Here is an 11,459-nt window from a genome sequence, read left to right as displayed (position 1 = left end):
GCGCGTATGGTCGGGCTTTATGGCGGCAGAATGTGGCTTAATTGCGCATTTGTTCGGCGTTCTTGGCTTCGATTTCTTCCCAATAACCGCTTTTCTTAAGCGATTCGGCGACTTCAGGCGGCATGTAGTTTTCATCATGCTTGGCCAGAACTTCGGATGCGACAAAGGTACCGTCGCTGTTCATATGGCCTTCGGCGACAACACCCTGACCTTCGCGAAACAGATCAGGCAAGATCCCGCGATAGGAAACCGGCACACTTTCGGCCATGTCAGTGACGACGAAGGCGATGGTTTGCCCATCATCCTGTTTTGCAACCGACCCTTCAACCACAAGGCCGCCAATCCGCAAACGCTGATCGGGGTCAATCGGTGATTTCTCGGCGATTTCGGTCGGGCTGAAGAAGAACACCACCGAATCTTCAAATGCCGTCAGCATCAGGGCCGCGGCACTGCCAACCGCGAGCAAGATCGCCCCGATGACATACATGCGTTGGCGTTTACGGATTTTTGCGCGGGAAAGTGACACAGTCGTTCTCCGTTCAGGATGCCTGTTGGGTCTTTTTGGTTCGGCGGGGGCGCCGTGATTGCAAAACCGCTTCAAGCTGTTCGCGTTCGATCCGGCTACTGCGTAAGCCGCGTAGCGTTGCAATCAGCAAAACGATCATGGCTAGGGCGGTAACGCCGTAACTTGCCCAGATATAGCCGCCATAGCCGCCCATTGAGAAGAATTCACTCATTGCTTGGCCTCCGCATTGTGACCCGCTTCATAGGCTTGTTCTTTTGCCGATGCCGGGGTTTCGGGATCTTCAAACATGCCTGACAAATGCAGGGCGCGAATGCGTCGTTCGTTCAGTTCCAGTCGAACCCTGAGGATCAGAACAACGAAGTAATAGCAGGTGAAACCAAGGATCATCAGGGCAAGCGGCAATTGCATGCTCGGATCGACGGCCGGGCCATCCATGCGCACGATCGAGGCTGGTTGATGCAGTGTATTCCACCAGTCGACCGAGAATTTGACAATCGGCACATTGACCGCCCCGACCAGTGCCAGCGCCGATCCGGCCTTTGATCCGCGTTCCGGATCGTCAAAGGCATTCACCAGCGCCATGTAACCGAGATACAGGAACAACAGGATCAGCATCGATGTCAGACGCGCATCCCACACCCACCAGGTGCCCCACATCGGTTCGCCCCACAGCGATCCGGTAATCAGGCAAAGGGCGGTAAAGGTCGCGCCGACCGGTGCGGTGGCGCGCGCGCAGATATCAGCCAACGGGTGTTTCCAGATCAGGCTCATCGCGCCGCAAATTGCCATACCGACATAGCAAAACAGCCCCATCCATGCGGCGGGGACATGGATATACATGATCCGCACGGTGTGGCCTTGCTGGTAATCAACCGGCGATCCGATCAGGGAAAAATAGAGGCCGGCCGCGATCAGGATCACGGTCAGAGCCGACAGCCACGGCAGGATCGGGGCTGTAAATTTCAAAAACACACTTGGTTTAGCAAAGCGATGCATTTTTCTTATCCTTGGTGCGGAAATCCGCAAAGGGTCATCCCGTCTCGTCGTCTTGTTGTTTTATTCCATGGCCTGGCGTACGGCATGGGCGGTGGCAAAGGGTGCGGCTGCCAATGTCAAAAGCAGGATGGCGGCCATGATCTGTAATTGCGCGGTCGCCGAAATTCCAAGCAGGGCGGCCTCAACTGCACCGGCCCCAAATATCAGTACCGGAATATATAGTGGTAAAACTAGAAGTGATACAAGAACTCCGCCACGTCGCGCGCCAAGTATGAGTGCTGCGCCAATCGCCCCGATCAGGCTAAGTGCCGGTGTACCAAGCAACATGGCGATCATTAAAGTGACAAAACCGTCCTGATCCATATTGAGCATCACCGCCATCAGTGGGGCCGCAATGATCAATGGAAGGCCGGTTGTCAGCCAATGTGCAAGCACCTTGCCCAGGATCAGAAGTTCGAGTGACACCGGTGACAAGGTCAGAAGTTCAAGCGTTCCGTCTTCGTAATCGGCCTGAAACACGCGTTCGAGCGACAGCATGGCTGCCAGCAGGGCAGAGACCCAAATCACCCCCGATGCGATACGTGCCAGAATATTGACTTCCGGGCCGACACCGAACGGGAACAGCGTGGTGGTAACGATAAAGAACGCCACGACCATCACGGAATCCGCGCCCTGTCGCAGGGCAAGGCGGAGATCACGTTGCAGAATGGCCAGAAAACCGTTCATTGCGCGGCCTCCTGCGATGAGCCTGCACGCTTTGTCGGCGCCATGTCTTCGAGGTCGTCCTGCTCGGCCAGCCATTCGACCATCGGGATGGCAAAATCATCAAGATCGAGAATGGTCGGGTTTTCGACATCAAGATCGATATGGGTTGAATAGACGACAATGCCACCGCGGCCACGAAATTCGGTGATCAGTTGGGCCAGCTCGGCACAGCTTTCGCGATCCAGCCCGACGGTGGGTTCATCCAGCAACCAAAGATCGCTTTGCCCGATCAGAACGCGGGCAAGGGCGGTGCGCCGTTTCTGGCCACTTGAAAGATACCGACCGGTAACCCGTGCAAGATGATGGATTTGAAGGGCTGTTAACGCCCGGTCAATTGCAGGTTCAAGATCACGAACACCGCGCAACTGGCCCCACAAACGCAAATTATCATGCACCGTCAGAACCGGTTTGATCGCATCCTGATGACCCAGATAATGGGTGCGCGCATGATGGGCGGTGCGATCCTCTGCGATGTCTTCACCGTTCCAGCGAAGGTCACCAGAACGCGGTGCCACAAGGCCTGCCATCAGGCGCAACAGGCTTGATTTCCCGGCACCATTTCGACCGCGCAGCATCACGGCGTCACCGGATCTGGCCGAAAAGGACAGGCCGCCAAATACCAGTCTTTCGCCGCGGAGGCAGGTCAGATCAGAACCGCTAAAATCAGCCATATAACCCGTTAGATTGTCTGAAATTCATTCTGTAACACGTCATGATATAACGCGTTACAGCGTATTATTCATGCAATAACCGACAATCGACGGGTTGGCATTGTTTCAAATCAATCCAAACTCACGATCAAACAGGGAATCAGTCGTCGAAACGGACCATGGACGCACCGATGATCGGGCCGCCACGCCCGTTCTGGATCAAGACGGCGATCCCCCCGTCATAGGCGGCTTTCATGGAAAACGGGATTTTCTGCTGACTGGTGCCATCCCATTGGCCAAGGCTGATCATGTCGCGTACGACATTGGCATTCACCAGTCGCTTGCCGGCGTTTTCGCCTGAAAGCACATCGCGCTGATGTTCGCGATCAAAGCCGATCAACCAGATCTGCGAAATCTGTCCCGGGTTTGGTTTGCCAACACCGTGCAAGGAAACAGTGCCCTTTGCCGGAAGCGTGTGATCAATGGTGCTTAGATGGATATCCGCAAGGTCGCGCAACGGGGCAACCGTGGTGCTGGTGGTTTCGATCTGCTGTCTGGCGGTGGCGCGTACCACGTGATCACCATTGATGATGACCTGCGGGGTATAGACGTAACGTTCACGCATGCGATTGGCATAGTCGCGTTGACGTTCGCTATATCGGGCGTCGGAGAACGGATCTTCCCAACCAAGATAGTTCCAGTAATCAACGTGATAGGACAGCAACAAAAGATCATCATGCTGATCTGCCAGATCATGCAGAACCTGATCGGCTGGCGGGCAGGAGTTACATCCTTGGGACGTGTAAAGTTCGACGACCGCGCGCGGCAAAACACTTTCAGCAGCCCTTGCGGGTGAAGATACGGTCATGAGCAACAGTGCAAGCGCACTTAAAAGGGGGCGAGGGTTTTTCATGACATTGATCATGCCTGAAAACCACCATCACCGACCAATCACAAGGCCTTGAAATCAGCAGTAGGTGTAAAGTGGAAGATATTTGCGCGTTTGCGTGGATCTTTGAAAGGAGATTTCCAAAGATTGATGCTATGAGCTGCGGACCAATCGGAACCAGTTCTGGGGAGCTGTCCATTGCAAAGGAACAAACGACCTTTGCGTTAAATGAAAAATGCGGAACTGATCTGCTGGTGGGAGCTTAATCTGGCAAGATCGGTCCAATACGAGGTTTGCAAGCGAATGATGAAACGCGAACACTGGGGCTCACGCCTTGGATTTATTCTGGCGGCCGCCGGGTCGGCTGTTGGACTGGGGAACATCTGGAAGTTCCCGTATATGGCTGGCGAGAATGGCGGTGGCGCATTCTTGGTGATCTATCTCGCGCTGGTCTTTACCATCGGTATTTCGGTCATGCTGGCCGAATTCGTGATCGGCCGCATGTCGGAAAAGAACGCGATTGGCGCATTTGCCAAACTTAAAGGTGGGCTTTGGCCGATCGTTGGTTTGTTTGGCGTTGCTGCCGCCTTCATGATTTTGTCGTTTTATTCGGTCGTTGCCGGCTGGACGCTGTCCTACATGATCAAGGCCGTCACCGGGGCGCTTTTGATCGAAGATCCGGCAGCCCTTGGCGATATCTTTGGCAGCTTCATCAGTGATACGACCTCGCCGTTGATTTTCCATGCGATCTTCATGGCACTGACCATTTTCGTTGTGCTTTCCGGTGTTGGCGCCGGTATTGAGCGCGCGTCGAAAATCCTGATGCCAGCCCTGTTTGCGCTTTTGATCGTTCTGATCGTACGGTCGGTTACGCTTCCGGGCGGCATGGAAGGTGTGGCCTTCCTGCTGTCGCCGGACTTTTCGAAAGTGACCTGGGCAACGGTTTCGGATGCACTGTCGCAGGCCTTCTTCTCGCTGTCGCTGGGGATGGGGGCAATGATCACTTATGGCTCTTACCTTGCTAAGAAAGAAAACCTTCCGGGCTCTGCCGGTTGGGTCACCCTGCTGGACTCGGCTGTTGCCGTTCTGGCCGGTCTTCTGGTTCTTCCGGCGGTGTTTGCCTTCGGCTTTGATCCGAGTGCCGGACCGGGCCTGACCTTTATCACTCTGCCAGCTGTGTTCGCGCAGATGCCGTTTGGTTCGTTCTTTGCCTTCCTGTTCTTCCTGTTGTTGGCGATTGCGGCTTTGACCTCTGCGGTTTCGATCCTTGAAGTGGTTGTTGCCTATTTCGTCGATGATCGTGGGATCAATCGCAAAACCGCGGCTGTGGTTCTTGGTTTCGTGATCTTCCTGCTTGGTATTCCGTCGTCGCTTTCGATGGGGGTCATGGCGGATGTCGAGATCCTGTGGGGCAAGAACTTCTTTGACCTGATGGACTTCGTCAGTTCGAGCCTGCTTTTGCCGATTGGCGGGTTGTTGATTTCGCTGTTTGTGGGCTGGATCGTCTGGGGCAAGGCCCAGGAAGAAATCGCAGCACATAACGGAATTGTACCGGTATGGATCGGTGCGTGGGGCTTGATCGTCAAGTTCGTCGCACCGCTGGCGATTGCCTTTATCTTGCTTAAAGGTCTTGGCGTTTTCTAAGTCAGGTTTGCTGATAGGCATATGCGAAAGGGCGGGGAAATTCCCCGCCCTTTTTTGTTGTTTGCTGGTCGTCTTGGTTCTACAGGGCGGCTTCCCTGGCAAGCTTGGAAACAGATTCTGCGCTCATCGGTTGACCCAGCAGATACCCCTGGATCAAGTCACATCCGGCCTTGCGCAGCACGTCAAGCTGATGCTGGTTTTCGACGCCTTCGGCAACGCAGGTTTTGCCAAGGTTACGCGCCATATTTATGATCGTAATCGGCAAGGTTTCACCATCCGGGCCGTCTTCGATGTCCCAGACAAAACTGCGATCAAGCTTGATCACATCAAAGGGCAATGTGCGCAGATAACTCAGGCTCGAAAATCCGGTCCCGAAATCATCAAGTGCGATGCGCACGCCAAGATCACGCAGGCGCTGCAATTTGGTCCGCATATCGTCGATATTGCGCATGAACAGGCTTTCGGTGACTTCGATTTCCAACCGGTCGGCAGCCACACCCTTGTCAACGATGATGGCGCGAAGCTGTTCGGCAAAATCCATCGATCCATAGAACTGCTGAACTGACACATTCACCGCAAGGCGCAGGTTGTGTAAGCCTTCCTGACGCCAGGCAACCAATTGCTTGCAGGCGGTGCGAATGACCCAGCGGCCCAACTCGCCGATTACACCCATTTCCTCAGCAATCGGGATGAAGGTCGAGGGCGGATTGGTTTTACCCTCGGCCGTCGTCCAGCGCAGCAAGGCTTCTACCCCGGCGATTTCACCGGTTTTTGCATCAAATTGCGGCTGATAGACAAGATGGAGTTCTTCATTGTCGATCGCGCGGCGCAAGGCAGTTTCAAGGGCAAGGTCCGCCCCCTTTTGACTGTGCAGATTGACGCTGTAAAGTCCGACCCGGTTACGTCCCTGTTCCTTGGCCTGAACCATTGCCAGTTCGGCACAGCGAATGATGTTGCTGGTGTCATTGGCATCTTCGGGGAAGGACGCAATGCCAATACTGGCCGAAAGGTAAACGTCTTCGCCCTTTCGGGTCAGATGGGCTTCGCCAAGGCGCATCAGAAGACTTTCTGCGATCCCGACGGCTTCCTGTTCGGTGTTCACATTTGGCAGGATTGCGGCGAATTCGTCGGCACCGATACGGGCGATGACAGCATCCTGGCCAAGTTCGCGGCTGATGCGACGTGATACTTCGACCAGCACATCGTCCCCGATATTATGACCAAGGGCATTGTTGACGCGCTGGAAGTTGTCGATATCGAGCATGGCAACCGTGAGCGGGCGTCCGACCCGGCGGGCGCGTCCGATATGAAGCGACAAAAGCTCCGAAAACCGGCGGCGGTTTGGCATGCCGGTCAACTCATCGGTAAAGGCAATCCGCAGGACATCTTCGCGGTTTTTCTCACGTCCACTGATGTCGGTGAAAATCGAAGCGTAGTGGGTGATTGTGCCTTCGCCATCCCGAACTGCCATGATCGAAAGCCATTCGGCATAAATCTCGCCCGACTTGCGTCGGTTCCAGATTTCGCCTTCCCATTTTCCGGTGCGTGCCAAATCCGCCCAGAGCTTGGCATAGAAAGCCTTGTTCTGGCGTCCCGACTTCAAAATCGCCGGTGTCTTGCCGATCACTTCTTCGGCCTGATAACCGGTGACGCGCGTGAAGGCCGGATTGACGGCCTCGATCTCTGACTGCGCATTGCAGATCATCACACAGTCCGGGGAATTTTCGATCAGTTTGTTGGCAAGGGCCAGGGACTGGCGCGCCTTGGTAATTTCGCTGCCACTGTCTTCGGCCAGACTGCTTAGATGGATCAGGTAATCCTGTTCGATAAATTCAAGCAGATCGGCAAAGGACAAAACCCCGATGGTTTCGCCGTTGTGGTTATGAACCACAAGATGACGGAAATTGTCGCGCATCATCATTCTGCGCGCGTCATCAAGGTTCATGTCCTGACGAATGAAGGTTACCGGGCGGGTGGCGATGTCACCTGCAGTCAAGTTTTCATGTTCTTCTGCCAGATGGCGCAAGATATCACGTTCGGTGATAATGCCGGTTTGCAGTTCTGCCGGTTGGTCGTTCGGGAAACCGGAAATGATCGCGCTGTCGCATTTTTCGGAATGCATGCGCTGACGCAGTTCCCAGACCCGAATGTCCTTGTGGGCAAACACGGTGGATTGGCGAACCGCATCGGCAACATCGTTGGCAATGAACGGCTTTTTGTCACCGACATGACGGATGAGGTCGGTCTGACTGATGATCCCTACAAGGCAGCCATGCGCATCAATGGTGACAAGATGGCGCACGCCACGATCGCGCATGCGCACGATTGCCGATTGCGGGGTGGCATGGACCGAAATTGTATGTACCGGTTGGGACATACGCGTTGAAACCGGTTCAGAAAGGGCGGCCGAGGTTGACGGTGGCAACGATAGCAAATCGTGTTCGGTCAGAATTCCCACAGGCTTGTTGTCCACCACAATAATGACGGAGCTGCTGTTGGCCTTGCGCATTTTGGCCGTGGCGTCGCCGAGGGACGTTTGCGGTGTACAGCTTAAAACTGTTCCGGGGGAAAGTGTGCCGACCGTCAGACCAAACGGGCGTCCATCGGAGGATGTGGGGCGTATCATGCGCGTTTGCTCTGTTCGACTGATCTTTTTCGGTTTTATTCTTAAGGGTGAGACGAAGGCGCCATTCCTAGCAGGTTCGGCGTACTTGAGAATTGTTCTGGATCAAGTCAGTAGCGTTCAATTGAACGTCGCCCAGTAAAATTCGTTACAAACAAGAACACCCCACCGGAAAACCGGTGGGGTGTCAATGTGTAAGCCAAAGATTTCAGATTGAAATCAGGCAGCTTTCATCATGTTACGCAGAACGAACTGCAGGATGCCGCCGTTCTGGTAGTAGAGAACTTCGTTCTCGGTATCGATACGGCAGGTAACAACGATTTCCTCGGTGCTGCCATCTTTGCGCGTGATGCGAACCGTGACGTCCTGAAGCGGGTTGATGCCATCACCGATGCCAAGGACATCAAAGGTTTCCGAACCGTCCAGCTTGTAGGTCGCACGACCTTCGCCGTTCTTGAACTGCAACGGCAGAACGCCCATGCAGACCAGGTTGGTACGGTGGATACGCTCGAAGCTTTCCGCGATCACAGCTTTGACGCCAAGCAGGTTGGTGCCTTTGGCTGCCCAGTCACGCGAAGAACCGGTGCCGTATTCCTTACCAGCGATGACAACCAGCGGGGTGCCTTCGGCCTGATAACGCATTGCAACGTCATAGACCCAGCCCTGTTCGCCCGACGGATAATGAACCGAAACACCACCTTCGGTGCCCGGTGCCATTTCGTTACGGATACGAATGTTGGCAAAGGTACCGCGCATCATGACTTCGTGGTTACCACGACGTGCGCCATAGGAGTTGAAGTCACGAACAGCAACGCCGTGCGCCTTGAGGTATTCACCTGCCGGGCTTTCTTCCTTGATCGAACCGGCCGGGGAAATGTGGTCGGTGGTGACAGAGTCACCCAGGATCAGGAGCGGACGTGCGCCATGAACTTCAGAGAAGTCACCCGGCTCTTTCGCCATGTCGACGAAGTAAGGCGGGTTCTGAACGTAGGTGGACTTGCCATCCCACGCGAAGGTCTCGCCTTCGGTGACTTCGATTTCCTGCCACGGTTTCGGACCGGCAAAGATGTTGTCGTAACGATCTTTGTACATGGACGCCGAGATCGAGGACGCGATGGTGTCAGCGATCTCTTTGTTGGTTGGCCAGATGTCTTTCATGAAGACGTCTTTACCGTTCTTGTCCTTACCGAGCGGATCTTTGTTCAGATCGATCTTCAGGTTACCGGCAAGCGCATAGGCAACAACCAGTGGCGGGGAGGCAAGGTAGTTTGCCTTGACCTGCGGGCTGATACGGCCTTCGAAGTTACGGTTGCCCGACAGAACGGCGGTGACGAGCATGTCGTTACCATCGATCGCGTCGATGATCGGTGCTGCCAGCGGACCGGAGTTACCGATACACGTGGTGCAACCGAAACCGGCCACGTTAAAGCCAAGCTGATCCAGGTAATCCTGAAGGCCTGCTTTTTCGAGGTAGTCGGCAACAACCAGCGAACCCGGTGCAAGCGAGGTTTTCACCCACGGCTTGCTCTGAAGGCCGAGTTCGACAGCTTTTTTCGCCAGAAGACCTGCTGCGATCAAAACGCTCGGGTTGGAGGTGTTGGTGCAAGAGGTGATCGCGGCGATGACGACGTTACCGTCCTTCATTTCGAAGTTTTCGTTCGAAACCGGAACAGAACGATCCGCATCAACACCCGGTGCCATATCGGCAAAGGTCTTGGTGAAGCTCGAAACGGCATCTTTCAGCAGAACACGGTCCTGCGGACGCTTCGGACCCGAAAGGGCCGGCTCGACGGTCGAGATGTCAAGTTCAAGCGTTGCGGTGTATTCGGCTTCATGTGCCGGGTCACGCCACATACCCTGTTCTTTGGCATATGCTTCGACCAGTGCAATCTGGTCTTCGTCACGGCCAGTCGAACGCATGTAGTTGAGCGTTTCGTCATCGATCGGGAAGAAGCCACAGGTCGCACCATATTCCGGTGCCATGTTACCGATGGTCGCACGATCCGGAAGGCTCATGTGGTCAAGCGCATCGCCATAGAATTCGACGAATTTGCCAACAACGCCTTTTTCACGCAGCATCTGAACGACGCGCAGAACAAGGTCAGTTGCAGTGATGCCTTCTTTCATGGAACCGGTCAGCTTGAAGCCGACAACTTCCGGGATCAGCATCGAGATCGGCTGACCAAGCATTGCTGCTTCGGCTTCCAGACCACCAACACCCCAACCGAGAACAGCAAGGCCGTTCACCATGGTGGTGTGAGAGTCGGTACCAACCAGCGTGTCCGGATAGGCAACGGTTTTGCCGTCTTCGTCCTTGCCGGTCCAGACGACCTTTGCAAGATGTTCGACGTTGACCTGGTGGCAGATACCAGCCCCCGGCGGAACAATGCGGAAGTTGTTGAAGGCGTTCTGGCCCCAACGCAGGAACTCGTAACGTTCGCCGTTACGTTCGAACTCGACTTCCATGTTTTTGTCGAGTGCGTCGTCGGTGCCGAAGAAGTCGATCATGACCGAGTGGTCAATGACGAGGTCAACCGGTGAAAGCGGGTTCACCTTCTGGGCGTCACCGCCCATCTTCACGACAGCATCGCGCATCGCGGCAAGGTCAACAACGGCGGGAACGCCGGTGAAGTCCTGCATCAGAACGCGGGCCGGACGATAGTTGATTTCGTGGCTGCTTTTGCGCTCTTTGAGCCAGTCAACAACAGCTTTGACATCGTCGGTTTTAACGGTGAAATCGTCTTCGTAACGCAGAAGGTTCTCAAGAACGACTTTCAGCGTGAAGGGAAGTTTTGAAACGTCGCCGAATTTCTCGGAAGCAACTTTGAGGCTGTAATAGTCGACGGACTTGTCCCCGACTTTCAGCGTGCGGCGCGTTTTCAGGTTGTCTTTGCCACAAATGGACATCAGACCCTCCTCAAGGTGGTTAAAAGGGCTTGTCGTGACAAGACACCCCGACCGTCGGAGCGCCGAGCGGTGGGCTATCTGTGTTGCGTGACGCGGGTCACGGCTACATATCTATGTGCAACGGGGTTACACCACAATTCCCTTTGAAAGTCCAGACCCCGAAAAGGGGTATTGGTGAAAACCCGTTGATCACAGCATGTTGGCAAAGCCCAACAAGCAGTCAAACGGCTTTAGACGATATGTGCCGTGGCTTTTGGCCTTTCAATAGGACAGGCAAAGCACGGAGTCTGTTTTTTCCTGACATGTTTATAAAGCCGCCGGCATTCGCGGCAATGAATGTCGGTGTGGGGCGCAGGATCCGGACGCCTGTAACGACGACTCCGCACCGGAGTCGGGGCGGCGGGTTCGAATTTGCCTGCAAAGCGACATGTTCCCAATGCGCGCGAATTGTGCGGTGCA

At 54.8% G+C, this 11,459-nt stretch carries 9 protein-coding genes; 1 reads left to right on the top strand and 8 read right to left on the bottom strand.

The window, feature by feature from the left end; translation table 11 throughout:
* Positions 1 to 37: 37 nt before the first annotated feature.
* The 6 genes from ccmE to IT893_RS16335 form a co-directional block, all read right to left on the bottom strand.
* Positions 38 to 526 (bottom strand): cytochrome c maturation protein CcmE, encoded by a 489-nt coding sequence (ccmE, locus tag IT893_RS16360; RefSeq protein WP_008889225.1) that lies wholly within the window; start codon positions 524 to 526, stop codon positions 38 to 40.
* A 13-nt stretch (positions 527 to 539) separates the two neighbouring features.
* Positions 540 to 737, bottom strand: coding sequence for a heme exporter protein CcmD (gene ccmD, locus IT893_RS16355; protein ID WP_008889226.1), 198 nt, complete (start codon positions 735 to 737; stop codon positions 540 to 542).
* Complete coding sequence (locus IT893_RS16350) at positions 734 to 1,522, bottom strand: heme ABC transporter permease (protein WP_197146011.1); 789 nt, start codon at positions 1,520 to 1,522, stop codon at positions 734 to 736. Before IT893_RS16350 ends, ccmD begins: the two co-directional genes overlap by 4 nt.
* Positions 1,523 to 1,582: 60 nt before the next feature.
* Positions 1,583 to 2,248 (bottom strand): heme exporter protein CcmB, encoded by a 666-nt coding sequence (ccmB, locus tag IT893_RS16345; protein ID WP_008889228.1) that lies wholly within the window; start codon positions 2,246 to 2,248, stop codon positions 1,583 to 1,585.
* Positions 2,245 to 2,958 (bottom strand): heme ABC exporter ATP-binding protein CcmA, encoded by a 714-nt coding sequence (gene ccmA, locus IT893_RS16340; protein ID WP_197146010.1) that lies wholly within the window; start codon positions 2,956 to 2,958, stop codon positions 2,245 to 2,247. Before ccmA ends, ccmB begins: the two co-directional genes overlap by 4 nt.
* Before the next feature lie 139 nt (positions 2,959 to 3,097).
* Entirely contained in the window at positions 3,098 to 3,850 is a 753-nt protein-coding gene (locus tag IT893_RS16335) for a thioredoxin family protein (RefSeq protein WP_252723984.1), read from the bottom strand.
* A gap of 279 nt (positions 3,851 to 4,129) precedes the next feature.
* Here IT893_RS16335 and IT893_RS16330 point away from each other — a divergent pair, with 279 nt between their 5' ends.
* On the top strand, positions 4,130 to 5,470 hold the full coding sequence (locus tag IT893_RS16330) for a sodium-dependent transporter (protein WP_252723983.1): 1,341 nt from the start codon (positions 4,130 to 4,132) through the stop codon (positions 5,468 to 5,470).
* Between the two features lie 79 nt (positions 5,471 to 5,549).
* Here the strand turns inward: IT893_RS16330 and IT893_RS16325 are convergent, their stop codons facing one another.
* Both IT893_RS16325 and acnA read right to left on the bottom strand, forming a co-directional pair.
* On the bottom strand, positions 5,550 to 8,096 hold the full coding sequence (locus tag IT893_RS16325; protein ID WP_197146007.1) for an EAL domain-containing protein: 2,547 nt from the start codon (positions 8,094 to 8,096) through the stop codon (positions 5,550 to 5,552).
* A gap of 216 nt (positions 8,097 to 8,312) precedes the next feature.
* Positions 8,313 to 11,000 (bottom strand): aconitate hydratase AcnA, encoded by a 2,688-nt coding sequence (gene acnA / locus IT893_RS16320; protein WP_063088588.1) that lies wholly within the window; start codon positions 10,998 to 11,000, stop codon positions 8,313 to 8,315.
* Positions 11,001 to 11,459: the final 459 nt, after the last annotated feature.

The organism is Thalassospira sp. A40-3 (genome assembly GCF_015871485.1).
Lineage (GTDB): Bacteria > Pseudomonadota > Alphaproteobacteria > Rhodospirillales > Thalassospiraceae > Thalassospira > Thalassospira tepidiphila.
This window is presented reverse-complemented; position numbering and strand designations above follow the sequence as displayed.

Excerpts from the sequence above, each read along its gene's own strand:
- acnA (WP_063088588.1), bottom strand. The coding sequence starts at position 11,000 with ATGTCCATTTGTGGCAAAGACAACCTGAAAACGCGCCGCACGCTGAAA.
- ccmD (WP_008889226.1), bottom strand. The coding sequence starts at position 737 with ATGAGTGAATTCTTCTCAATGGGCGGCTATGGCGGCTATATCTGGGCA.
- IT893_RS16335 (WP_252723984.1), bottom strand. The coding sequence starts at position 3,850 with ATGAAAAACCCTCGCCCCCTTTTAAGTGCGCTTGCACTGTTGCTCATG.
- IT893_RS16330 (WP_252723983.1), top strand. The coding sequence starts at position 4,130 with ATGATGAAACGCGAACACTGGGGCTCACGCCTTGGATTTATTCTGGCG.
- ccmB (WP_008889228.1), bottom strand. The coding sequence starts at position 2,248 with ATGAACGGTTTTCTGGCCATTCTGCAACGTGATCTCCGCCTTGCCCTG.
- IT893_RS16350 (WP_197146011.1), bottom strand. The coding sequence starts at position 1,522 with ATGCATCGCTTTGCTAAACCAAGTGTGTTTTTGAAATTTACAGCCCCG.
- ccmA (WP_197146010.1), bottom strand. The coding sequence starts at position 2,958 with ATGGCTGATTTTAGCGGTTCTGATCTGACCTGCCTCCGCGGCGAAAGA.
- IT893_RS16325 (WP_197146007.1), bottom strand. The coding sequence starts at position 8,096 with ATGATACGCCCCACATCCTCCGATGGACGCCCGTTTGGTCTGACGGTC.